The organism is Streptomyces sp. NPDC038135 (assembly GCF_055601245.1).
Genome location: NZ_JBVJXS010000010.1, coordinates 369,438 through 391,741, shown reverse-complemented (window position 1 = coordinate 391,741; position 22,304 = coordinate 369,438). Strand labels below are relative to the sequence as shown.

Sequence of the window (22,304 nt, the reverse complement as noted above, 5' to 3'; positions counted from 1 at the left end):
AAACCACCCAAACCATCAACATCCACCAGTAACACCCCCACCCCCGACACCCCACCCCCGACAACCAAAACCCAAGACACAAACCAGAATTGACCGAGACCGGAGCCGGGGCCGGGTCAGGCCGAAGCCACGCCGGGGCAGCCCGGACCGGGATTCAAGGCCGGGGCCGGGTGAAGCCAAGGCCGGGCCGCGGCCCGGACCGGAATTCAGGGCCGACATAAGGCCCGGACCGGACCAGGAGCCGGCCCTGAGACCACAACCAGAGCCGGGACAGGACCCGGCCCGAGGCCGGGCCCGCCCCGAACCAGGACCGGGGGCCGGGATAGGGGCCGGGACCGGACCGACAAACACACCCGACCCCGGCCCCACCCCTCCGCACACCACGCCCATGTGTCCAACCGTCAACCGCGCCCAGGAGAAGACCATGCCGGCGTCCGACGACCAGAGCCGCGCCACCCTGCAGGCCCACTCTCCACACCCCGGGCAGATCCCCGGCCAGGCAGCCGCCCCCCTCGCACCCGACGGCCACGCATCCGACGACTCGGCGCACTCCGCACCCTTCGCGACGGCCCGTACCCCCGCACCCCTGCAGGGCGCACCCGTGCCGCGGCCGAGCCAGGGTCTGCAGACTCTCGGTGAGTACCAGGGATCAGGCTTCACCGAACGCCGTTACATCGTCCGCCGCGGTGACGGACAGATGATTCAACTCTCCCGCCTGCTGTATCTCGTCGTCGCCAGCATCGACGGCATCCGCGACGCCGAGGCCATCTCCCACCGGGTCAGCGGCCGCTACGGCGACGAAGTCACCACCGACAACATCCTCCATCTCGTGGAGCACAAGCTCACCCCGCTCGGTATCACCCTCCCCCTTCACGGGCAGCCCGCTGAGATCGCCGCGCCTCGCTCCGATCTGCTGCTGGCCCTGCGCGGCCACAGGACGATCTTCCACGAGAGGCACGTGGCCCGTATCGCCGCCGCCCTCGCCTGGCTGCACCGCCCTTCGGTCGTGGCACTGACGCTGGCCGGCGCCGTCGTCATGGACGTCTGGCTCTTCGCCGTCCACGGCGCCATGACCGCCGTGTTGCAGGTACTCGAACAACCCCTGTGGATGCTCATCGTCTTCCTGCTGACCGTGGCGTCCCTCCTCTTCCACGAGTTCGGCCACGCATCCGCCTGCCGCTACAGCGGAGCGGTACCGGGAAAGATCGGCTGCGGCATTTTTCTGATCTGGCCGTCCATGTACACCGACGTCACCGACGTCTATCGGGTCGGGAGAGCCGGCCGGCTGCGCACCGGACTCGGCGGCGTCTACTTCAACGTCCTTTTCATGCTGGCCCTCACCGCCGCCTATCTCCTCACCGGCCAGCCGTTCCTCCTCGCCGCCGTCTATCTCGCCCACTTCGAGGTCCTCGAACAGCTCATGCCCGCCGTCCGCCTTGACGGCTACTACATCCTCGGTGACCTCGCCGGCGTACCCGACCTCTACGGCAAGATCAAACCGATCCTGCTCAGCCTGCTCCCCGGCAGACGACACCGCGCCGCCGCCGCACAGGTAACCGAGCTCAAACGCTCCGCACGCACCATCATCACCGCGTGGGTCCTCACCATGGTCCCGCTGCTTCTCGCCGAAGCCGCCTACGCCCTGTGGAACCTGCCCCGTCTCGTCGCCACCGCCGCCCGCGCCCTGCACCAGCAAGTCCTAGGAACCATCGCGGCGTTCACCGACGGGCACCCGGCGGCCGGGCTGGTCGGAGTCGTCGGCACCGTCATGCTGCTGTGCCCCCTGGCGGGAGGCGCCTACCTCACCGCCCGCATCACCACCCGCCTCTGGCGCGCCGCCGCCAAAGCCACCCGGGGAAAACCCCTGATGCGTCTGGCGCTGGCCACCGCCACCGTCGCGGGCTGCGCCGTCCTCGCCACCGCCTGGATCCAGGGCCTCACCCCGAAGCCGCTCCCTCAAGCGGCCCCCGCCACCCCCGCTCTGCAACCCGGCACACCCACCCGCACCCCCGACGCCAGCCCCAGACAATCGGCCACCGCCGGCCCGGCCAGCAGTCCTTCCCCGGCCGCCACGCCCGGTCAAAGCCACTCCGTACAACTTCCCCGCCCAAGCGAGGGTGTTCAGCGCACCCCCACGGCGACACCCTCCACCACACCCCTGGCAAGCGAGGCCTCTGGCACCCGCACACCCAGCCCTACGACGTCGCCCCGCGCCACCCCCACCCGCCCACGGCCCAGCACATCACCGACTCGCACCCCCACCGAAACCCCCTCCCAGACCTCCTCACCCTCACAGCCTCCCCCCACCTCGCCCTCACCGACGGCGACCACGCCGCCGAACCCGAGCCAGTCCTGACACCACGTCACGCATCCCTTCGCAGGAGAAGACCATGCACCACCGCAAGCCCCGCACCCCCAAGAGCAGCACGACGGCTGTCCGGCTGGGCGCCGTCGTCACCGCCGGCCTCGCCATCACCGCCGCCACCACCACAGCACGCGCCACACCCAACCGCACCGGCTTCCCCCACCAGGTCGCCATCGCCGTCGACACCGCCCTCAGCCACGCCGACAGGACCCACGTGAACCAGTCCGACAGTTCCTTCGCCATCCACGAGTACGGCCCCACCATCGCCGTGACCGCCAACAACCGCGCCACCGCCGTCTCCGCCGGCTGCTCACTGAACAACCCTTGCCGCTCCGTCGCGCTCTCCTACCAGATCGTCACGACAGCCGGCCGCAACGCTCGCCTCATCAACGCCACCAACATCAGCAGGTCCGTCAATGAGCACTGCCCGGCCTGCGAGACCGTCTCCGCCGCCTACCAGTTCGTCGTGGCCACCCCCCGGCAGTTCAGCCTGAGCCGCCAGGCGCGCAGCGAACTCAACGGCATCAACCGCCAGGTCGACGCCCTCAGGGCGTCCCGCCTGCCCATCGACCAGATCACCCACCACGCCGACGAACTCGCCCGGCAGGTCAAAGCCATCCTCGACCGCGAAGCGGCACGCGCTCCCCGCACCAGCGGCACCACCGACCCGCTGGCCAACTTCGCCCCCACCGTCACCATGCACCGCCACATCCGCTGACCTGCCAAGCCCAAACCCCGGCCGGCCCGGACCTTCGACTTGCCGTCGAGGGCCGGCGCCGGCGTCGTAGAGGGTGTGCTGCACCCGGTCGACCCGGTGCCCGTCGGCGGTCATCCCCGGGATACTGGTCGGCCATGGACGAGGTCGAAGTCGTAGTCGCCCATTCCGAGCGCGCGACCCTACGCGTCGGCGACACGTTCCTGAAGGTGGACGCCGATCGGGGGCGCATCGACGTCGAGGTCGAGGCGATGGCTCTGGCGCCGGTTCCGACGCCGGAGGTGCTGTGGTGCAAACCGCCGGTACTCGCGATGGCCGCTCTCCCAGGGACGACGCTCGGGCGCCTCGGCGGCCCCTCGACCGGGTCGCCGGCGGCGTGGGCCGCGGCGGGCGCCGCCATCCGGACGCTGCATGACGCGCCGTTGCCGGCCCGGCCCGGCAGGGCCGGCCGGAGCATCGTCGCGCTGGCGGCGGAACTCGACGACGAGTGCGAGTTGCTCGTGACGAACGGCGTCCTGCCCGCCGACCTGGTCACGCGCAACCGCCAGGTCGCCGAGGCCGCGCTCCGGCCCTGGACTCCGGCGTTCACGCACGGCGACCTGCAGATCGACCACGTCTTCGTCGACGGCGACGAGGTCACCGGCATCATCGACTGGTCCGAGGCGGGCCGGGGCGACCCCCTGTACGACCTCGCCACCTTCACGCTCGGGCACGAGGAGCACCTCGACGACGTCATCGCCGGGTACGGCGTCGACGTCGACCTCGAGGTGATCCACGCGTGGTGGTCGCTGCGAAGCCTGCTGATCGTTCGCTGGCTGACCGAGCACGGCTTCGACCCCTTCGCGCCGGGCTGTGAGGTCGACGTGCTGAGAGCCCGGATGTGAGGCCGCGCGGGCCCGCCGCCGAAGCCGTCTGACCTGCAGCATCGATCATGGGCCGGATGATCTCGGCAGGTCGCATCCAGTCGCGAAGATGTCTCTGTGTTTGTCGTGAGCGACTTGTGATGGCTGCGCCGTGAGGGCTGCTGTCAGTGGGCTCTGCGATCGTGTGCACCGTGGACGAAGTCGTGGAACGCGTTGACGCACAGGACCGCGCGCTGGGGCCGGTGAGCCGGAGGGACGCCGTCCGAAAGGGCTGGCTGCACCGGATCGCCGTGGCCGTGTGTCACGACCGGCAGGGTCGGATCCTCGTCCATCGGCGTGCTGATCAGGTGTCCAGATTCCCTGGGTGCTACGAGGTCGGAATCGGCGGGGCTTTGGGAGTTGGGGAGTCTTATGAGCAGGCAGCCACCCGTGAACTGGAGGAGGAGCTGGGGGTGTCGGTGGCAGTGCGCTACCGGTTCAAGTTCCTCAACCGAAGCGGTCTGAGCCCTCACTGGCTCGGGGTGTGCGATGCCGTCGTTCCGCGGGCTGTCATGCCGAACTCGGGCGAAGTCGCCTGGCACGGCTGGCTGAACGAGTCCGACCTGCCGCGGATCCTCCAGGAGTGGACCTTCACTCCCGACAGTCCGGAGATACTGCATCGGTATTTCGATGATCGCCCCGATGGGACCTCTGTGCGGTGACCGTGCTCTGGAGCTGGCGGTCTCGTGATCCGGCTAAGCGTCGAGGTAGCGGTAGTCCCCATCGGGAGGGCCCATCACCAAGCCGCCGTTCTGGACCCTCCACTCGCTCATGCCGTCGACGTCGTGGCTGACCAGAAACAGGCCCCGGGGCCTCTCGTCGTACTCCTCGTCCTGGTAGGAGGCCGGTATTCGGGCTATCTGACGCAACCTCTCCTCGAACCAGTCGAGGGACACGGCGCGGATGTCGCCCCCGTAGAAGGCCCACCTGACGTTGTTGTACTGCCGAGCGGGGAAGGCCCAGCCACCGCTGTAGGTGCGCTCCGGATCGTCCGCTTCCACGATCTCCTTGATCTGGGCCAGCTGTCCGTCGTCACACTGCAGCCAGCCCCTGACCGAGACCATGGTTCCCACGGCGGTTGCCCCTCGTGCGTGTGGTGCGCTGCCCCGGCGCACCGTTCCTGTGCGCTTGCACGCTAGGTGTGAACTGCTCCGTCAGGCAAAGGGTTTGGCAGGTGGGTCAGCCGCCTCGGGCGGGCGGGTGGCAGGAGGGCGCCATCTCCATACGGTCGGAGGGCCCTCACGAGTGGAGTGTCAGGGGGTACCGCGTCGGCAGAAGGATCGGGCGTCATCTCACGCTGTGGCCTCCGTTGGCTCCTGCACCGAAACCGACGGCCTCGGTGGCGCGGATCAGGTGGTCGAGGCTATCGCTCGGGTGACGGCCCTGATCGCCGAGGTGGGGCGCCCCGGGAGTCGGGCCACGAGGACCCGGCGGATCTCGGGCGGTGCTCCTTCGACGTGCAGCAGGCTCACCCCGGGCGGCAGCACGGGCGAGAGTCGCGAGGGCACCGTGGTCACTCCGAAGCCGCCGGCGACCAGCTGGAGCTTCGTCAGCCAGTCGCGTGCGGTGTGGACGATGTTCGGCCGTCCGGGCAGGCCGGGCCAGACGCCGAGCAGTGGTTCGGCGTTCGACGCCGGGGTGGCGATCCACCGGGCGTCGACCAGTTCGTCGATGTGCACCGCGGTGCGGCCGGCGAACTCTCCGGTCGAGGGCACCGCCACGACCAGTTCGGCGTCCGCGACGGTCTCGACGTGCAGGCGCGGCGACTCGCCGTCCAGCGGCCGGTGAGGCGGGCGGGACGTCAGTACGGCCAGGTCGATCGAGCCCGCGCGCAGTGCCCGGATCAGGGAGGGTGTGGTGCCCTCGGTGGTCGTGACCGTGATCTGCGGGTCGGTCGCCGCGAGGCGGGTGAGCGCGGGAGGCAGGAGGGCCGCGCCCGCGCTCAGGAACAGCCCGAGCCGCACCAGTTCGGTCCGCGGGACGGTGCCGGTGAGGTCGCGCTGGGCAGCCGTCAGGCAGTCCAGGATCGTGCGAGCGTGACGCAACAGAGTCAGACCCGCGGGGGTGAGCCGCACACCGTCGGGGCGGCGTTCGAACAGGGCGGCGCCCGCACTTCGTTCGAGGGAGGCGGCCTGGCGTGAGACCGCCGACTGGGTGTAGCCGAGCCGGGTGGCGGCTGCGGTGAAGCTGCCGGACTCGGCGATCTGCCGCAGGACCCGTAGGCCTGCGCTGGAGATGTCCATGCGCCAGAGGCATACCACAGATGCCTGATCGTCGCTTCCCGCATGCCTGCCGGGCTCCTAGTGTCGATCTCGACGAACCAACACGGAGGTCATCACGTGCGAGCAGCAGTTCTGACGGGGTTCGGCGCCCCGCTCACAGTGCGGGAGGTTCCCGACCCGGAGGCGGGCGGCGGCGAGGTGGTGGTCGAGGTCCTCGCCGCCACCGTGGCGCCCTACGCCGCCGAGGTCTTCAGCGGCGAGCGGAAGTACCCTCTGGTCCCTCCCGTCGTGCCCGGGATCGGGGGCGTGGGACGGATCGTCCACGTGGGCCCGGACGCCACCCGGCTGCGCTCCGGCGACCTGGTGTGGTGCGACTCGACGGTGCGCTCACGGGACGACGCCCTGACGCCCGACATCACGCTCCAGGGCTGGAGCTCCCGCGGCGAGGGCGGCGCGCGCCTTGCCCGGTACCTGCACGACGGATCGTTCGCCGAGCTCATGAGGGTCCCGACGGAGAACGTCTTCCCGCTCCCCACAGCGGCCGGGGACGACCCGGCCCGTTGGGCCGCGCTCGGCGTGCACGTCATCCCTTACGGCGGGCTGCTGGCCGGCGGGCTCGCAGCCGGTGAGACGCTGCTCGTCAGCGGGGCCACCGGCAACCTCGGCAGCAGCGCGGTCGCGGTGGCGATCGCCATGGGGGCGGGCCGCGTGGTCGCCCCGGGCCGCAACCAGGCCGCGCTGGACCTCCTCGCCGACCGGTTCGGACCGCTCGTGCGCCCGGTCACGCTCACCGGGGACGAGGCCGGCGATCGCGCGGCCATGTGCGCGGCGGCCGACGGTCCGATCGACATGGTGATCGACCTGCTGCCGCCGAGCGCACCCAGCTCGGCGGCGCGTACGGCAGCCATGACCGTGCGCGAGCAAGGCCGCGTCGTCCTCATGGGCGGCGTCGGCATGCTCGGTGGTGACGACCTCGCGCTCCCCTACCCATGGATCATGCGCAACTCGATCACCGTGCGCGGCCAGTGGATGTACCCGCGCACAGCGAACGTCGGCATCATCCGGCTCCTCACCTCGGGCACCCTGGACCTCGCCCCCGAACGAGTCCGGTCGTTCGGCCTGGACGCGGTCAACGACGCGGTTTCGTACGCGGCCTCACATGGCGGCCCGTTCGACCGCACAGCCCTCATCCCGGCAGCTCGCTGAGGCGGTATAGCCAGTCATCTGCCTCAGAACGCCCCGAGAATCGAGAGCCTGGGCAAGCCGGCGCCCGCCACGCACACGTTCGCTACTCACCCGTCTGATGCTCCGAACGGTCCTGAGTGAGAGGCTCGTTGTACGTGATCACGACCGGCGCGTTCGCCTCCGCCCGTGCGCGGTCGGAAGCCGCTGCTATCTCCTCGTAGGTCCATTCCTTGTACAGCCGCTCTCCGTTCGCATCGGTGATGTCGATAACCAGGCCGGTCCATTCCTCGGCGGGCTGTTCGGGGACGAGCCCCAGTTCGTACGTGGCATCCTGAAGGAGGGATTCGGTAACGCGTATGCCGGTGAGCCTCTCGGTCAGAGCGAGGACCGCCGCCTTCCCGTCGACGCCCGGGGCGTTCTCGTCGTGTTCTCCCTCGGGGGTCAACGGAAAGCCGACTTGCCGCAACAGGGCGATCAGTTCATCGGGGCTGCTGCCATCGCGCGCCGAGGGGCCCTCGAACGTCGTACGGAGTTCACCGTCCTCGAACCAGTGGAAGAGGTGGATGGGTTTGCCGCCGTTGCTCGAGTGCGCCACGACCCGGCCGCCCACCGATAGCGTCTCCGCACACGGCAGCCCGAGGCCGCCGTCGAAGCCGAGGACGACTGTCCAGTCGCCGCTCTCGCCCGGGGCTTCGAAGGCGCCCGCGACATAGGAATCGTCCCAGTAGTCGTGATCCACGCCGGCACGGTGAGCGTCGTCGGCGTTGATCAGCCCGGCCGTGCCTTCCCCGGTGCCGCGCGGTTCCGCCTCCATCGCGCGCAGCACCTCCTGGGGGCTCCTCCCCCGTATCAGTGTCAGGGTGTATCCGCTTCTCATCATGTGGCGGAAGAGTGGCGAGGTGCGGATCCAGGCGTAGTCGTGTGCGGTTACCGAGTTCATACGGCGCAGTGTGCCGGACGCCCCTGACAGTGCACCTGGCAGGAGCTTCCCCGCAGTAGAAGTGACTGACCGCTGCAGCCGACGCGGCGAGCTCTCAGGCCGTGTTCATCCGTATCTCAGGACGCCCGTCGGTCCACTATGTGTGGAAACACCCCATTCATCTGGAGGCCTTGCATGCACCGTGAGGGTTTTCCTGCCCCGGATTCCGGGCTTCTCCTCACTCACTTCCTGACGGTGGCCGACGTGGACCGGTCTCGCGCCTTCTACACCGACGTGCTCGGCGGGGAGGTGGTGCTCGAGGAGAACCCTTGCACCATCAAGCTCGCCAACGGATGGATCATCATGAATCCGGGCGGCGGCCCCACCCCGGACAAGCCGGACGTCACCCTGCGGCCACCCTCCGACCCGAGCACGGTCAGCAGCTTCCTCAACCTCCGCGTAGCCGACATCGAGGCATGTCACCGAGAGTGGAGCGCGAAGGGGGCCGAATTCCTCACGCCGCCCATCGATCGCAAGGCCGAAGTGCGGTGCTACCTGCGCGACCCGGACGGCTACCTCATCGAAGTGGGGCAGGCCACCGGCATGCTGCGGGGCGTCTACGCGGACCCGCCGGCCGGTAGAGGCTAGGCCGTGTCCGCAAAGTCGCGTCTGCGTCACGACGCCCGGCACGCACTCTCGCCGCGACGCCCGCCCTGCGGGCGAACGACGCGACTTTGCGGACACGACCTAGGGCCTCGTCGTCGGACGGACCCTGCCGCGCGCGGGAACGGAGCGGGACTGGCCGCTGTCTCCTGGGAGGCGGCGGTCAGCCGCGCGCCGCCCCACGCCGTTCGTGCTCGGAAGTATGGTCAGCCGCCATGGCCGGCGCTGCCCACCGGACCGACCGTCACCTGGGAGGCGGTGCCGTCCGTGACGGGCAGCGTGGCGGCGCCGGGCCACTTGAGGGTGACCGTACGGGTCTCGTTCGGCGGCGTCACCTGCAACCCCGTGACGCGGACGCCGGAGCCGCCCGAGTCGTTGGACGGGTAGTGGATGCCGAAGGCGATCGACTGCCCGTTCCTGAGGACCGACGAGGTGGCCTTCTCGCCCGTGCGCTTCGCGGACAGCGAGCCCTCCCTGAGCTTCAGGTCGACTCCCGCGTACCCCGAGATCGTGCAGTCCCGGCCACCGTGGTTCTTCATCGTCACGGCGACGGTGCGGTCGGGATCGCCGTCGATGGTGCTGTCCACCGCCGTGATCTCCAGCTCGTCGGTACGGCACCTGGCGGCCTTGCCGGTCCCGTCCGCCGCGCCGGATCCGCCGCCCGCGGCCGCGCCCTGCGCGGAGGAGCCCTTGCCCGCTGAGCCGTTTCCGGCGGAGCCCGCGCCGTCGGAACCCTGCGCGCCGCCGCTCTGACCGGAGCCGCTGCCCGCGCCCTTACCACCGTCCGAAGAAGAAGCGGTGGACGCGGCCGACGGTTCGTTCCGTCCCGTCGTGCCGCCGTCGCCTTCCTGGCAAGCGGTGAGCGAAAGGCTCGTGGCGACTGCCAGAGCGGCGAGGGTGAGCTTGTGAACGCGCATCGTCAGTTCCTCGGATCGGTTGTGGGGACCGGCCGCTCGGTACCGTCCTGCACATCTCCGTACGAGGTGGTGTCAGTCGGTACCGGCGAGCGTTTCTGACCAACAGGAGTGGTCGGGCACGGCGAGCCGTTCCCCCGGCGGACCGCTGGGTACATGCCTGTTACACGCGCGCCGTGGCATCGCATGCCACCACCGGCCACGCCCCTCCTCCGCCTGTCGGAGACCGGTACCCGCTGGGACAGAACCGGGACCTTCGTGCCTTGGGCCGGCCGCACTGATGTCCCGGCCCCCGGCGGACGTTGGGTCAGTGAGTCTCCTGCAGGTGGCTCAGAGCCTGGCGGAAGTCGTCGAGGGCGCCCCCGAACTCGTGGGCTGCCGCATGGAAGGTCGATCGGTCGATCAGCGCTCTGGCCAACGCTCGCGCTCCGTCCGCCGGAGCGTGCTGAAACAGGCGACGGGCCAGACCCACCCCGTCGTCGAACAGAGGGCGCACTCGCTCTGCGAACTGATGGGTGCGGTGCTCCCAGTGAAGGGCGGAGCGGATGGTGAAGGCCCTCTGCAGCCGGACCAGTTCGGCCAAATCCTCGTCCGGGTTCTCCATGGCTCGCACCGCAAGGGAGTCCACCGCTTCCCGGAGAGCGTGACGGCCGTCGACGTAACGTCGCCTGGCATCGGGCGACCAGGGCATTGGTGCCGCCCCTGAGTCGAGACGCGGTTCACCGGGCGCGGGCCGATCGCTCTCCGTGCCGGAGAAGGACAACAGCACCGCCCAGAAGGACGACTGATAGCCACTCCAGACCTTCCGCTCACCGGTGTCGGCCAACTCCGTCAGCAAGGCGAGTGCCTCCTGCCGGACGAGGGTCGCCTGTGCGCCTCGGCCATAGGTGTCCAGCATCAGGGCGTACCCGATGAGCGAATAGAGGTGGCAGGCCATCGGGCCGCGGTCGTGCGCCGCTTCGTCGGCTTCCAAACTGACGAGTCTCCCGAACGCGGCGAGTGCCTCGTCTGCCCGGCCGGCGTCATGGAGAGCGCCTATCCAATCCAGGAGCGACCAGGCGAGAGAACCTTGATGGGGTCCGTCGGGCAGGAGCGCCGAGACCAACTCGGTCATGGCATCGGCAGCCTCGGCGTACCGGCCTTCCTCGGCAAGGCCGGCGGCCCACTCACGTAGCCCCTTGACCACGGGATCTCCGGACAGTTCGGCTCGGGCGCGGCCGATGGCGAGCATCTCCGCACGCATGGCGAGTCCTTCGGCGCTGCGCCCCTGGATGTACAGCTCGCTTTGGCATGCGTCGAGAGCCCTGTACAGAACCTCCGCACGGGTCGGCTCGGCGGGATCGATGGACCGTGCCGCGGTCACCGCCTCCTCGTACAGCGCGAGACAGGCGGCATGCTTTGTTCCGGTGCTGGTGTCATAGCTGAGGCGGTGCAACGCCCTGACCAGGAGCGGCAGGTACGAGGCGGGACCGACCTGGGCGAGCACCCTGTAGGCGTCGACCTCCTCGCGCGCGGTGCGGCGCCCCGTCCCGAGCAACGCATTTCTGGCTCGCAGGACGTCGTCTTGGTCGATTTTCCCCGTGTGATTCATGACGGAGATTCTGAGTGTCCGGGAGAGGGCCGAACAAGGGTGGTCAGCTGTGCCGTTCCTCCTACGAAATGCCACTACGACCTGTCATGATGGGTGTGGCATCACTCTTTCTCCTTACTTTGCTCATGGCTCTGGGTTCCAGCAGTTTCCAGCTCCCTGCGGAACAACCCTCTACAGTGCGGTACCGGCACCGACGCCTCGATATCCGTGGGAGCCGCTCTCATCGGAGAAGGTGATTCAGGGTCTGGTCGTTCACAGGGTAGGGGCGTTCGCTGGGCAGGAGTTGCCGTGCGGCGTCCAGGTCTCCGTCTCGTACGTGCGCGTGGATCGTGTGGGCGAGCGGTGTGACGTCGGTGATGGAGACGGTCCACTCATCGGCGTAGAGACGCGCGGCTTCGCCTGCGAGGCCGAGTTGAAGCGACCGGTGGGCGAGCGGCTGTAGGCGCAGGTCGCGCTCGGGGTCCCATTGCACCCGGGCCGGGGCCTTCCTCAGTTGGTGTTTCCATGCGGCTCGGTCGGCGTGGAGCCCGCGCTCATAGTGGGACAGGCAGGCGTTTTCCAGTGCCCACTCGAAGCCGTCACGGGAGATCTCGACGGCGAGGACGGTCTCCTGTCCTTCTTTGGTGCCCCAGCCGCAGCGGTACATCATCCATAGGAACGACGGCTTGATCCATGTCATGCGGTCCCGCTTCCACACCGCTGGGAAACGGCCCTCCCGGGCCGCCGGGAGGCCTATCTCCTGGGCGTACGCCTGGTACACGGTGACCGTGGAGTCCGTGTGCAGGGCTCGAATCTGGTACTTGGGTTCTGACACGGGAACCAGGGTGGGCGCGCTGTTCGATACGCGCCATCCAATTACGGTGACGCGAGCCGCCGTTCCTGCAGGGTGGGTGCCAATTTCGGGCTCGGGATGCGCCATGATGCCTGGACGAGTCCGGGTTGGGCTTTCGCGGTGGTGGCGAGCGCGGGGTCGTTTCTGGAGGAGGAGGGCGACGACGTTCGGCTCCCCCACCGGTGGACGCCCGGCGGCGTCGGGGTGCGGTCGGCGTTCACCGGTGGCCACGTGCTGAACCTGGCGGTTAGCGGCGTGCGTACTCAACGACCTCTACCGTGAGGCCGAGGCCGGCGGGGTGGAACTACGGGGTGTCCGGGTCCGGGCAGAGGGCGGCTTCGACACTTCCTGCTGGAAGTCCGGTCCTCACACTGGAGCTGCAACACTGAAGGTGCTCACTCATCGGCTCAGCGGTACTTCCGAACCGTCTTCACCATGGCCTCGGCCTCTCCTGAGCAGCCGGCCAGCTCCCCAGCATGACGAATGTCCTCGTCGGTCAGGCTGCGCGCGAGGGTGATCGCATCGTGGAGCACGTCGGCGTCGCCCGCGTGGATCGCCGCGAAGTAGCACGTCAGGGCCTCGACGCTCTCGCCCATGGCGGTGAGCAGGTCACCGAGCGGGCCGTACGCCTCTTCGACCCCGCCCTCGGCGGCGGAGCGCAGGAGCTCGGCCACGGTCTGAGGGTCGCGCTTGCCCCACCACAACCGTGCCAGGTTGAACCGGGCGTGAGCGTCGTCGGCTGCCTCCTGGAACAGTCGCTCTGCCTCAGCGAGGTCTTGGGTAACCCCCAGCCCGTCGGCAAGGAGATGACCGAGGCTGCGCTTACCCGCGGGACTGCCCGCCCCGGCGGCTTTGCCGAACCAGAAGGCGGCGCCGGAGGGATCCCCTATGTGTTCGAGGAGGATGCCGCCGAGCACGTTCTGAGCACCCGTGTCACCCGATTCCGCCGCGGCGGTGAGGGACGGCATCAGATCGCCCAGCTGGTCGGCGGCGGCCGCGTCCCCGTTGTGCGCCGACTGCAATAAAGATAGAGCGGTTGCGGCTACGTCGGAGAGGTGGTCTGTCATCTCAGTCATCCTACGTAGGTGCCACTGCGGCCGTGGTGCGCATGTGGCCGCACTCACGATCTGACCGCCGCACGCACCCACCGGATCATCCGAATCTGCGAGCGCCAGGGCATTCCCATCGTGGCCGATCTCGCCTACCAGGGCGCCGGCCCGTGGCTGACCACCGGCATCAAGCGCAGGCCCCTCCAGGAGCTCACTCCTGCCGACAGGACCCGCAACCGTACCCTGGCCGCGGCACGAGCACCCGTCGAACGCGGCGTCGCCCGCCTGAAGTCTGGCGGATCTTCCGCAGATCCCGCTCCAGCCCCAACCGCATGACGTCAATCGCCAAGGCCGTCCTCACCCTGGAGCGGCAACGCTGAAGAAACTCACTGATCGCAACCGTCGACGAGGTCGCCGAGGTCCCCCTGCGCCAGGGTGCCGCGGTCACCCGCTCGGCGGGCTGAGAGGCACTGGCAGGGTGGCGGATGGGTTCTCCGGACTCCACGCTGCGGAGCCAGGCACGAGCGGAGGCCGGGGTCCCGTGGACGGGTGGATGCCCGCGAAGCGGCAGGGGTTTTCAGCGTCGGCCCTTGACCTCGTCGAGCGTTACTTCGACCGGGCCCGCCAGGACGTCGAGCAGGCCGTAGCGGCTCCGGACCTCGCGGTTCGTCTGCTCGGAGAAGGTGCGGTTCTCCTCGCCCACCGGCGCGATGACCGGCACAACGTCGACACCGTGCACGCCGAAAGACCAGTAGGTAGTGATGCGGCGTTTGTGTCTCGTGAATTGATCAATCGCGTTGTTTTCTTGCATATTGGCCGTTTGAATGATGGTGTCGAACTTTTTCTCCTTCTGCTCCTTCTTCATCCATTGCGGTACAGCACTGCCCCGCCAGGAGTAGCTGAAACCTGCGAATTGATCCATCCTGAGCCGGTCTTTACGCGCCAGGTTCAAGGTAGCGTAGAACGTCAGCTTGTCGAAGTCCGTGTTGCTGGGAAGCTGAACAACGGTTCGCGTGAGCAACTCGTCGTTCGCCTCGACCCAGTATCCGGGCAGCATCCACGGCTGCGCCGCCACCAGCTTGCCCGGTTGGTAGACCTCCCTGCGGGTGAGCGGGTGCTTCTCCCTGTATTGAGCCCATTGCTCGGCGTCCCGTCGCCACTTCTCCGAGGCCTGGTCCCTCGGGCTCACCGCGACGTCCTCTCCCATGGCATGGAACTCGGCGCCCAGCACGTAGAAGCCCATGTCGTTGTGATTCACGAGCTTGATGTCGACCGGCACGGAGAGCACCTTGCCGTCCGCGCTGAGCACAGCCTTGCCCGGATTGAGCTGCACGAGAGGGGTGGCCTCGCGTCGGTACGGCTGGAAAAGGTACTGGTAGCTGAAATTGGCGACCGCTACGAGCGTGGAGATGATGAGCGCCGCAGCCACCCGCTTCGGAGTGGGGACCTCATCCAGCCTTCGCCACACCAGGGCGACAGCGGACAGCGAACTTACGCTGAGCACAATGGACAGCACTTGGTAGACGACTTTCTCGCCGTCGTTCCATGCCTGTAAGGCGAGCAGGACGTTCGTCAACAGCGCCACGCCGGTGGAGATCAGCGCGACCACCCGGAAGTTGGAAGTCGGCCCGCGGAGCCAGCAGTCCACGACCGCTCCGACGCCCACGAGCATGATGAGAGCCGCCATCATGAGGGCCGCTCCGGTGACGCACCCCGCGAAAGTCAGGGCCTGGCTGAAGTCCTGGAAGCCACACCAGCCCACGGGCACCGCGGTCGCGAGCAGGACCAGCACGACCCATGCCATTTCGGTCCGCGAGCACGGGCATCTCAGGCCTCTTCGCCCCATCACGTAGGCGCCGAAACGGGCCTCTGGGTCGGGCCCTGCGGAAGTCGTCACGTGATCACCTTCCTGGTACACACCGGCATCCGATCACCATGCTCCGAGTGATCAACGCGGTGCAGTGAGCGATCCACGCGATCACTGCGCACATTCCGCCAAGATCACTACACGCATTCCATCGGTCGGCCCACTCGTCCGGCGCGACGGCATGCGGTGTTGCCGCCTTTACCGGGTCAGCGTTCCGGGCCGCGGATGCCCTCGAGAAGACCGGTGGCATGGCCTTCCCGCCAGTGTCGGCTGTCGGGGGGTGCCTGCGGGACGGTGAGCCGGTGCGGCGATTGGCGTCTGGGGCGTGCGTGGGTACGTATTGAGGACCCGTGGCTACGCTGACGCGGTGACAGCGATGAGTACGGCCGCGATCGCGACGGACGAGACCGATCCACCAATGCGTCCCCTCCCCGGGCGCGCCGCGGAGCTGCTGGCCGGCGTCGACGCCTCGCCGCGGCTGGTGGCCCACCTGCGGGCGGTGCACGATGTGGCGGCCCAGCTCGTTGAGTGGGTGGAATTGCGGTGTCCAGCACTGGAGTTCGATGTCGAAGCGGTGCTGTTCGGGGCCGCGACCCACGACATCGGCAAGGCCCTCCACCCGGCCGAGCTGTCCGGCCCCGGTGCCCGGCACGAGGAGGCGGGCCGTGAGCTGCTGCTCGGGCACGGCGTGGAGCCGGACCTCGCCCGGTTCGCCGGCACGCACGCCTCTTGGGCCGCCCCCGGCGTCGGGGCGGAGGATCTGCTGGTGAGCCTCGCCGACAAGATCTGGAAGAACAAGCGCGTCACCGAACTGGAGGACCTGATCGTCGCCCTGCTGGCCGGCGCCGACGAGCGGGCCGCCTGGGAGTGGTTCATGGAGCTGGACGAGGTGCTCACGGAGATCGGAGACGGCGCCGACCGCACCCGCTGGCGTACCAGATGTCCCACTCACTCACCGGGTGACGCCAGCGCGCCCGGCCGCCCCCGGGGTTGCGAGGAACCACCCCGGCCGGGTTCACCAGGTCCGCCCCTCCCGCACCAGCAGTTCGCGGACGCGGACCACGTCCGGGTTGTCGGAGGCGCCGGGGCGCTGGACGAGGAAGCCGGTGTTGATCGGCGCGTCCTCGGGCTCCAGCAGTTCCACCAGTGCCCCGGATCGCAGCGGCTCCGCGCACAGATAGCGGGGCAGAACGGAGAATCCCGCGCCCGCGACCACCGCCGCCAGCACCCCGCGCAGGTCGGGCACGGTGACGGCGGCGGTGCGAGACAGCCGCTGACCGAAGACGTGCCGCCAGTAGCGGCGGGCGATGGGCAGGTCCTCGGCGTAGGTGATCAGCGGGACCGGCTGCAGGGCGGCCGGGCCCTCGGCGGACAGCCGGCCGGCCAGCCGTTCGGCCCAGACCGGGGCGGCGACCAGCACGAACTCCTCGTCTCCGAGGGGCACGGCGTGAAGCGTTCGGCCGCGCGGGCGGGCGGTGGCGATCACCAGGTCGTGGCGGCCCGCTCGCAGCTCGTCGAGCAGCGGCTCGGTCAGGCCGGTGGCCACCCGCAGCCGTACGCCCTCCGCGATCAGCGGTGCGAGGGCGGGCAGCACCTGCGTGCACAGGAACTCGGCGGGCCCCGCGATGTGGACGGGTTCCGGGCGGGCGCCTTCCAGGGGGTCGGGGCCTGCCACTGCGGCCAGTTCGTCCAGGGGTGCGGCGACGCGGGCGGCCAGTTCGTCGGCCACCGGCGTCGGAGTGACCCCCCGCGGCAGCCGTTCGAACAGTTCCCGCCCGCTCAGCCGTTCCAGCGTGCGCATCTGTGTCGTCACCGTCGGTTGCGACAGGCCCAGCAGGCGGGCGGCGCCGGTGAAGGAGCCGGAGCGGTAGACCGCGAGGAAGGTACGCAGCAGGTTCAGGTCGAGCGAGGGGGTGTCCACACGACCGAGTATTCCGCGCGCCCACGCCTCAGTGACCCATAGAGGATCCAATGTCTGTCATCCAGGACTTCATTGGTTGCCTATGGGTCGGCTCGCCTACGTTTTGCCCGTAAGCCGCACTTACCGAGAGAAGACGACCATGACGAAGATTCTTTTTGTGCTGACCGGCGCCGACCGCCTGACCCTTGCCGACGGTACCAAGCACCCCACCGGCTTCTGGGCCGAGGAGGCTGTGGTCCCCTACCGCGCCCTGAAGGCCGCCGGCCACGAGATCGTCGTCGCCACGCCGGGCGGCACGCTGCCCCCGGTCGACCGGGCGAGCCTGGCCGCCGAGGTCAACGGCGGCCAGGACCGGGCCGACGACATCGCGCGCGGCCTTGAGGAGATGACCGAGCTGCGGGAGCCGGTGAAGCTGGCGGAGGTCGACCTCGACGACTTCGCCGCGGTCTTCTACCCCGGCGGGCACGGGCCGATGGAGGACCTGGCCGTGGACGAGGACTCGGGGCGGCTGCTCGTCGCGGCCCTCGACTCCGGCAAGCCGCTCGCCGTCGTCTGCCACGGTCCGGCCGCGCTGCTCGCGGCGGTGCGCGCCGACGGGGCGAACGCCTTCGCCGGGCGCCCGGTGGCCGCCTTCACCAATGAGGAGGAGACGCAGGGCGGCCTGGCCCCTCGTGTCCGGTGGCTGCTCGAGGACCGGCTGACCGAGGCGGGCGTCGACGTCCGGACGGCCGCGCCGTGGGCGCCGCACGTGGTCGTCGACCGCAATCTGATCACCGGTCAGAACCCGGCCTCCTCGGCGGGGGTGGCGCAGGAGCTGCTGAAGCGGCTGGGCTGATCCCGGGGCACCCCGGATGCGGTGACGGCCGCGCGCCGGTGAAAGGGCTCGCCCCGAACCACCCAGGAGCGCGCGGCCGACCACACGCTTGAGCCTCGTCCGAGCGACGTCGTACAGGGAAGAGCTGAAATCGCTTCCCCCGGTGTCTCTGACATCGCGTGTGATGCACTGCGCCGAGTGCCATGATCGAGGGGCTCGGGGCGCAGAGTCACGGTGAGTCCACGATTGGGGGGGCGTTGTGGAGGGCCAGCTACTAGGGGGCCGGTACCGGTTGGTCCGGCAGCTCGGCGAGGGCGGCATGGGCGAGGTGTGGGAGGCGCGGGACGAGACGCTGGACCGGCCGGTGGCCGTGAAAGTGATCTCCCTACTCGCCGGCGGCGGAAGCCGTGGCGATGAGGCCCGCGCGCGCTTTCTGCGCGAAGCGCGGATCACGGCCCGGCTGGAGCATGCGCACATCGTGACCGTCCACGATCTGGGCGAGAGCACTACGCAGAGCGGCACGGCGCCCTTTCTGGTCATGGAGTTGGTGCGTGGCGAAGGCCTCGATGCCAAGATCCGCAAAGGGGCCGTCGATCTCGCTGAGGCGGCCCATTGGGGTGCTCAGATCTGTGACGCACTGGGTGACGCGCACGCTCACGGCATCCTGCACCGGGACATCAAACCGTCCAACATCCTTGTCACACCTGCCGGATCGGTGAAGGTGCTCGACTTCGGTGTCGCTCGCGCCGCCGACCCCTACGCGACCGCGGACCGGCTGACCCAGACCGGGTTCATCGTGGGCACGCCCCCTTACATGGCACCGGAGCAGGCGCGCGGCTACCCGGAACCGAGGAGCGATCTGTACGCCCTGGGCTGCCTGCTCTTCGAACTGGTCACCGGCAGGCTGCCGTTCCAGGCCCCGGACAGTGTCGGCTACCTGACGGCGCACTTGAGTCAGCAGCCGCCCGCGCCCAGTTCCGCGGCCGAGGGTGTGCCAGGGGCATGGGACGCTCCCTTGCTCAAGCTGTTGCGCAAGGACCCCGCAGAGCGGTACGCGGACGCCGCCGACGCCGCCCGGGCCCTGCGCAGGCTCGCGGCCGCGTCCGATCCCGTGCCGGCGGCGACCGCGCCGCTGCCGGAGCCTCTGCCGTCGCCGCCTTCGGTCGGCTCGGCTTCCGGGAAGCCTGCTGTGGCGCGCTCCTGGATCGCGGTTGCGGTCTGGTTCCTCGCCACGCTGGTGGCCGCCACGGTGACCGCGGTCAATCTCGACGGAGTCTCCGACGGTCGCGACGTAGCCAGCGGCGCCGGTGCGGTCGCCGTCGCCACTGGAGGGCTGATCGCGTGGTTCGCCGTCCGGGCACGACCCCACTGGCAGGCACACGTGGCCCTGTCGCTCCGATTCCTCGCGCCGATGCTCCTCTTCGGCGCCTACGCCGTGGTGGTCGCGGTGTCCATTGCCGACGACGCATCGCTTGGCGGGATCGACTGGAGTCGCTGGCTTCGCGTCGGCGGGATCTCCACTCTCGCGTTGGCAGGTCTCCTGGCCGTGACCGCAGCCCTCACCCCCCGGGCGAGGCGCCGGACGCGTGGAATCGGCTACAGCCTCGTCGGCGTCAACACCCTCGCGGTACTCGGCACGTTCAGGGAAGTGGTGTCGGATCATCGGTTCTGGTTCCAGTACGTCTGGTTCGTCTCACCGGAATGGGTCCCCCTCGCCGTGGGCGTGTCGGCCATCGCGCTCTACTGCACGCGCGAGATCACGACGCGCCGGGCGAGTTCGGCGTCGGTGCGTGCCCAGACCGTGGCTCACACACCGGACCGCGTCTGACCGCCGTGGAGTTTGCTGCGGCCGTGCATCGAGGACTGACGCCGCCGTTCGGTCGTCGGATGTGCCGCGTTCCTGGCCTTGCGGGTGCGATCAGCGAGGGGGACCCATCGACCGGGAGACCAGGGTGTCGAAGGCGCGGTCGCTGAGGAGGCGCCGTAGGCCGATGAGGGGGCGTGCGCCGAAGCCGGTAGCGTAGCGGGTCCTGGGCCGGCGTCCCGTGACGGCCTTGCCGATGGCGTCGGCGACGACGGTGGGCGGGGACATGCGCTTGGTCATGTTCCCGGAGCGCATGGCGGCGGCTACGGCCTCGGCCTCGTCGGAGTAGGCACCCGTGGCGGAATACTTCTCCAGCCGGTCGGCGACGATGCCGCGCCACTCGGTGCGGATGGCGCCGGACCCAGACGCCGGCCTGACGCGCTCCTCGCCGACCGCGGCTACGACCACGACAAGCACCGGCGCCTCCTCTGGCAGCGCGGCACCCGACCCGTGATCGCTGAGCGAGGCGTGCAACACGGCTCTGGCCTGGGTATTGTCCGCAGCGTGGTGGAACGCACCATCTCCTGGCTCCGTGGCTTTCGCCGCTTACGCATCCGCTGGGAACGACGCGACCACATCCTCGAGGCCTTCCTCTGCCTCGCCACCTGCCTCATCACCGCCACGTCCAACGCCTTTGTCAGGACCTTTTAGCAGCGGAAGTCTCGGTCATCACGCAAACGAGCAGCTTGCTCTCGCAGAGAGGCCACCGTTGCAGCAGTTTCCGCCCGTAGACGAGCGGCCTGCTGACGCAGCGCTTCCAAAGACGCAACTGTCTCTTCCTCGAGCCGATCCGCAAGCGCTTCTAGCACCTCCGGCATCGGTGTCTCGGCAACCTCAGCCCCATCAGGCCGCATATTCTCGCTCCCTCCCCACTAGACGACTTCGCGGAACCATACCGTCGATCTTGCTCGCCAGGCTTGGGGAAACACTCACCGACGGACGGCAGGCCTGGAGGACGAAGACTAGGTCGGCGGAGTCTTAGACGTCGTTTCTTATGGCTCCGGTGAGGGTTGGGCGGCCTGGGGAAAGCCCAACTCGTCCAGCAGCGCGCTGAAGAGGTCCTCCGCCAAGGTCTCCCGCGAGCGCAGTAGCTCTTCGATCCGGGGCTGCTGCCCTGTGGCTGGGATGCCAGCCGCTGCCGCCCAAACAAGGGCGCCTTCAGCGTCGGCTGGAACTTTCACTTCGAGCTCCGCGCGCTTGCGCCTCACAGCCTCGTTGAACTCGGGTGTGCCCACCCAAAGGCTCACGTCGTCCAGATCCTCGGGTTCCTCGGTGAGGAGTGCCGCAGCGTTATCCAGGTTGAGCCACGCCTGCCAATGCTGCCTGTTGGTTCCCAGCCCGGTCACGAGGGCGATGTCGCTCTCAGAGACGTCTGCGACGCAGGCCGGTGCGCCGGTCCATCCGACCAGGGCGGACAGGTACTCCTCTTCCCATAGTCCGTGATCGAACTGGAGGGTCTGCCAACCGCCCGGTCGCGGCCACCACGCACGCACGGTGTCCTTCAGCTCCTGATGAATGCCGTCGAACACGGGAGCTTCCAGCAGCGGACGCTTGCTACGAGCAAAGACCAGGTGACCCGAAAATCCCACGGAACCTCCTCCTCGGAGACGCTGCGCGCACCTTATGGGTTGCCACCGACACAGCAGGCTTGAGCCGGCTCAGCTGCTGAGCCGGCGGTAGCCAATGGGGGCGGCAGCTATGCCGACGAGAGCGAGGAAGTGCTCGGCCTTGCCCTCGCAGCGGCGGTGCACTTGTGTGGCCAGGTCCGCGGTGATGCCCGCGGCCGTGTCCTGTCGCGGCCGCGCAGTTGGATGTGCTGGGCATGCACTGCGGTGAGAGCGATGGCGGCGACCGTTTCGGCGTGGCGCACGCCTCGTGCGGCGAGCCAGCGGGTCAGACGGGCCTGGCCGCAGCCGCGCAGGGCGCCGGAGGTCTGGTAGCCGGTGAGCAGGACCAGGGCGCCCTTGTGGCCGGCGTGGTCGAAGGCCGCTTCTAGGGCAGGGCTGATGCCGCTGAGCACGTCGTGGAGACGGCTGAGCAGAAGGACCCGGTCGGCGATCAAGTGGGAGCGGTGTGTCGTGAGCAGAGCCAGGTCAGCAATCTGGTTCGTGGGCACCTCGACGGGGGGCGAAGTCCCTTCTCAAACGGTCTGTCTCGGCGATGAGGTAGGCGTCGCGGGCATCGGTCTTGGCCTCGCCCCGGTAGGCGCCGGCCATGCCGTTGACCGTCCGGCCTGGTACGTAGACGACTCGTTGGCCGTGGTCGGCTCATCGGCCCGGACCGGGTGGTCGGGGTCGGCGGGGTGGATGCGATCGGCCAGCTCGTGCTGCGCGGGACCGCGCAGAAGGGTGGTGCGGGCGACCATGCGCGGCTGCGGCTCGCCGTCGTAGCGGGCGAGGAGCAGCGTGGGGGCGCGCTGGCGGGTCTGGTGCGCGCCTACTGGTGAAGATTCAGTATCTCAAGCCTGCGCAATTCGCGCAT

The 22,304-nt window shown here is 69.1% G+C and carries 20 protein-coding genes and 4 pseudogenes; 12 read left to right on the top strand and 12 right to left on the bottom strand.

Annotated features, from left to right (window positions below; genetic code table 11):
• Positions 1-388: 388 nt before the first annotated feature.
• The 4 genes from ACZ7JA_RS29170 (at position 389) to ACZ7JA_RS29155 (ending at position 4,644) form a co-directional block, all read left to right on the top strand.
• The gene (locus ACZ7JA_RS29170) at positions 389-2,356 is read left to right on the top strand and encodes a hypothetical protein (protein WP_470811336.1); all 1,968 of its coding nucleotides are present in this window, start codon (positions 389-391) and stop codon (positions 2,354-2,356) included.
• Between the two features lie 34 nt (positions 2,357-2,390).
• The gene (locus ACZ7JA_RS29165; protein WP_351673607.1) at positions 2,391-3,083 is read left to right on the top strand and encodes a hypothetical protein; all 693 of its coding nucleotides are present in this window, start codon (positions 2,391-2,393) and stop codon (positions 3,081-3,083) included.
• Positions 3,084-3,217: 134 nt separating this feature from the next.
• Entirely contained in the window at positions 3,218-3,964 is a 747-nt protein-coding gene (locus ACZ7JA_RS29160; protein ID WP_470811334.1) for a phosphotransferase family protein, read from the top strand.
• Between the two features lie 170 nt (positions 3,965-4,134).
• Positions 4,135-4,644 carry an NUDIX domain-containing protein gene (locus ACZ7JA_RS29155; protein WP_450751278.1) on the top strand — a complete coding sequence of 170 codons (510 nt, stop codon included), beginning with the start codon at positions 4,135-4,137 and terminating at the stop codon, positions 4,642-4,644.
• A 33-nt stretch (positions 4,645-4,677) separates the two neighbouring features.
• Here ACZ7JA_RS29155 and ACZ7JA_RS29150 read toward each other — a convergent pair whose 3' ends face one another.
• Together ACZ7JA_RS29150 and ACZ7JA_RS29145 are read right to left on the bottom strand one after the other, a co-directional pair.
• Positions 4,678-5,046 (bottom strand): hypothetical protein, encoded by a 369-nt coding sequence (locus ACZ7JA_RS29150; protein ID WP_351673611.1) that lies wholly within the window; start codon positions 5,044-5,046, stop codon positions 4,678-4,680.
• Positions 5,047-5,331: 285 nt separating this feature from the next.
• Positions 5,332-6,225: a LysR family transcriptional regulator gene (locus ACZ7JA_RS29145; RefSeq protein ID WP_470811332.1), complete on the bottom strand. Its 894-nt coding sequence runs from the start codon at positions 6,223-6,225 to the stop codon at positions 5,332-5,334.
• Between the two features lie 96 nt (positions 6,226-6,321).
• Here ACZ7JA_RS29145 and ACZ7JA_RS29140 point away from each other — a divergent pair, with 96 nt between their 5' ends.
• Complete coding sequence (locus tag ACZ7JA_RS29140; RefSeq protein WP_470811330.1) at positions 6,322-7,410, top strand: alcohol dehydrogenase catalytic domain-containing protein; 1,089 nt, start codon at positions 6,322-6,324, stop codon at positions 7,408-7,410.
• A gap of 82 nt (positions 7,411-7,492) precedes the next feature.
• Here ACZ7JA_RS29140 and ACZ7JA_RS29135 read toward each other — a convergent pair whose 3' ends face one another.
• Entirely contained in the window at positions 7,493-8,329 is an 837-nt protein-coding gene (locus ACZ7JA_RS29135) for a DUF6461 domain-containing protein (RefSeq protein ID WP_470811328.1), read from the bottom strand.
• Between the two features lie 174 nt (positions 8,330-8,503).
• On the opposite strand from ACZ7JA_RS29135, the gene ACZ7JA_RS29130 reads away from it, so the two are divergent.
• Positions 8,504-8,956, top strand: coding sequence for a VOC family protein (locus ACZ7JA_RS29130; protein ID WP_351673597.1), 453 nt, complete (start codon positions 8,504-8,506; stop codon positions 8,954-8,956).
• A 221-nt stretch (positions 8,957-9,177) separates the two neighbouring features.
• On the opposite strand, the gene ACZ7JA_RS29125 is transcribed toward ACZ7JA_RS29130, so the two are convergent.
• The 4 genes from ACZ7JA_RS29125 to ACZ7JA_RS29110 form a co-directional block, all read right to left on the bottom strand.
• Entirely contained in the window at positions 9,178-9,888 is a 711-nt protein-coding gene (locus tag ACZ7JA_RS29125; protein ID WP_470811326.1) for a DUF4232 domain-containing protein, read from the bottom strand.
• A gap of 304 nt (positions 9,889-10,192) precedes the next feature.
• Positions 10,193-11,476 carry a hypothetical protein gene (locus ACZ7JA_RS29120; protein ID WP_470811324.1) on the bottom strand — a complete coding sequence of 428 codons (1,284 nt, stop codon included), beginning with the start codon at positions 11,474-11,476 and terminating at the stop codon, positions 10,193-10,195.
• A gap of 220 nt (positions 11,477-11,696) precedes the next feature.
• Positions 11,697-12,290, bottom strand: coding sequence for a DUF4291 domain-containing protein (locus ACZ7JA_RS29115; protein ID WP_470811322.1), 594 nt, complete (start codon positions 12,288-12,290; stop codon positions 11,697-11,699).
• A gap of 425 nt (positions 12,291-12,715) precedes the next feature.
• Positions 12,716-13,375 carry a tetratricopeptide repeat protein gene (locus ACZ7JA_RS29110; protein WP_470811320.1) on the bottom strand — a complete coding sequence of 220 codons (660 nt, stop codon included), beginning with the start codon at positions 13,373-13,375 and terminating at the stop codon, positions 12,716-12,718.
• A gap of 45 nt (positions 13,376-13,420) precedes the next feature.
• Between ACZ7JA_RS29110 and ACZ7JA_RS29105 the strand changes: the two are divergent.
• Positions 13,421-13,737 (top strand): annotated as a pseudogene (locus tag ACZ7JA_RS29105) (transposase family protein); the annotation flags it as partial.
• Positions 13,738-13,934: 197 nt separating this feature from the next.
• On the opposite strand, the gene ACZ7JA_RS29100 reads toward ACZ7JA_RS29105, so the two are convergent.
• Complete coding sequence (locus ACZ7JA_RS29100; protein WP_470811319.1) at positions 13,935-15,254, bottom strand: hypothetical protein; 1,320 nt, start codon at positions 15,252-15,254, stop codon at positions 13,935-13,937.
• 346 nt (positions 15,255-15,600) lie between these two features.
• Between ACZ7JA_RS29100 and ACZ7JA_RS29095 the strand changes: the two are divergent.
• A pseudogene (locus tag ACZ7JA_RS29095) lies at positions 15,601-15,948 on the top strand (HDIG domain-containing metalloprotein); the annotation flags it as partial.
• A gap of 291 nt (positions 15,949-16,239) precedes the next feature.
• Here ACZ7JA_RS29095 and ACZ7JA_RS29090 read toward each other — a convergent pair.
• The gene (locus ACZ7JA_RS29090) at positions 16,240-17,145 is read right to left on the bottom strand and encodes a LysR family transcriptional regulator (protein ID WP_351673312.1); all 906 of its coding nucleotides are present in this window, start codon (positions 17,143-17,145) and stop codon (positions 16,240-16,242) included.
• Between the two features lie 139 nt (positions 17,146-17,284).
• Here ACZ7JA_RS29090 and ACZ7JA_RS29085 point away from each other — a divergent pair, with 139 nt between their 5' ends.
• Positions 17,285-17,980, top strand: a complete 696-nt coding sequence (locus tag ACZ7JA_RS29085) for a type 1 glutamine amidotransferase domain-containing protein (RefSeq protein WP_351673310.1) — start codon at positions 17,285-17,287, stop codon at positions 17,978-17,980.
• A 271-nt stretch (positions 17,981-18,251) separates the two neighbouring features.
• Positions 18,252-19,787: a serine/threonine-protein kinase gene (locus ACZ7JA_RS29080; RefSeq protein ID WP_470811316.1), complete on the top strand. Its 1,536-nt coding sequence runs from the start codon at positions 18,252-18,254 to the stop codon at positions 19,785-19,787.
• A gap of 90 nt (positions 19,788-19,877) precedes the next feature.
• On the opposite strand, the gene ACZ7JA_RS29075 is transcribed toward ACZ7JA_RS29080, so the two are convergent.
• Positions 19,878-20,240 (bottom strand): hypothetical protein, encoded by a 363-nt coding sequence (locus ACZ7JA_RS29075; protein WP_450746675.1) that lies wholly within the window; start codon positions 20,238-20,240, stop codon positions 19,878-19,880.
• Between ACZ7JA_RS29075 and ACZ7JA_RS29070 the strand changes: the two are divergent.
• Positions 20,202-20,474: pseudogene (locus ACZ7JA_RS29070) on the top strand (transposase); the annotation flags it as partial. The gene ACZ7JA_RS29075 and the pseudogene ACZ7JA_RS29070 overlap by 39 nt on opposite strands.
• Positions 20,475-20,815: 341 nt before the next feature.
• Here ACZ7JA_RS29070 and ACZ7JA_RS29065 read toward each other — a convergent pair.
• Both ACZ7JA_RS29065 and ACZ7JA_RS29060 read right to left on the bottom strand, forming a co-directional pair.
• On the bottom strand, positions 20,816-21,412 hold the full coding sequence (locus ACZ7JA_RS29065; protein WP_470811313.1) for a hypothetical protein: 597 nt from the start codon (positions 21,410-21,412) through the stop codon (positions 20,816-20,818).
• A gap of 159 nt (positions 21,413-21,571) precedes the next feature.
• Positions 21,572-22,090: pseudogene (locus tag ACZ7JA_RS29060) on the bottom strand (IS110 family transposase); the annotation flags it as partial.
• 35 nt (positions 22,091-22,125) lie between these two features.
• On the opposite strand from ACZ7JA_RS29060, the gene ACZ7JA_RS29055 reads away from it, so the two are divergent.
• The gene (locus ACZ7JA_RS29055) at positions 22,126-22,269 is read left to right on the top strand and encodes a hypothetical protein (RefSeq protein ID WP_389298852.1); all 144 of its coding nucleotides are present in this window, start codon (positions 22,126-22,128) and stop codon (positions 22,267-22,269) included.
• The last annotated feature ends 35 nt before the right edge of the window (positions 22,270-22,304 follow it).

Excerpts from the sequence above, each read along its gene's own strand:
- ACZ7JA_RS29135 (WP_470811328.1), bottom strand. The coding sequence starts at position 8,329 with ATGAACTCGGTAACCGCACACGACTACGCCTGGATCCGCACCTCGCCA.
- ACZ7JA_RS29130 (WP_351673597.1), top strand. The coding sequence starts at position 8,504 with ATGCACCGTGAGGGTTTTCCTGCCCCGGATTCCGGGCTTCTCCTCACT.
- ACZ7JA_RS29085 (WP_351673310.1), top strand. The coding sequence starts at position 17,285 with ATGACGAAGATTCTTTTTGTGCTGACCGGCGCCGACCGCCTGACCCTT.
- ACZ7JA_RS29120 (WP_470811324.1), bottom strand. The coding sequence starts at position 11,476 with ATGAATCACACGGGGAAAATCGACCAAGACGACGTCCTGCGAGCCAGA.
- ACZ7JA_RS29125 (WP_470811326.1), bottom strand. The coding sequence starts at position 9,888 with ATGCGCGTTCACAAGCTCACCCTCGCCGCTCTGGCAGTCGCCACGAGC.
- ACZ7JA_RS29170 (WP_470811336.1), top strand. The coding sequence starts at position 389 with ATGTGTCCAACCGTCAACCGCGCCCAGGAGAAGACCATGCCGGCGTCC.
- ACZ7JA_RS29165 (WP_351673607.1), top strand. The coding sequence starts at position 2,391 with ATGCACCACCGCAAGCCCCGCACCCCCAAGAGCAGCACGACGGCTGTC.
- ACZ7JA_RS29160 (WP_470811334.1), top strand. The coding sequence starts at position 3,218 with ATGGACGAGGTCGAAGTCGTAGTCGCCCATTCCGAGCGCGCGACCCTA.
- ACZ7JA_RS29110 (WP_470811320.1), bottom strand. The coding sequence starts at position 13,375 with ATGACAGACCACCTCTCCGACGTAGCCGCAACCGCTCTATCTTTATTG.
- ACZ7JA_RS29145 (WP_470811332.1), bottom strand. The coding sequence starts at position 6,225 with ATGGACATCTCCAGCGCAGGCCTACGGGTCCTGCGGCAGATCGCCGAG.
- ACZ7JA_RS29150 (WP_351673611.1), bottom strand. The coding sequence starts at position 5,046 with ATGGTCTCGGTCAGGGGCTGGCTGCAGTGTGACGACGGACAGCTGGCC.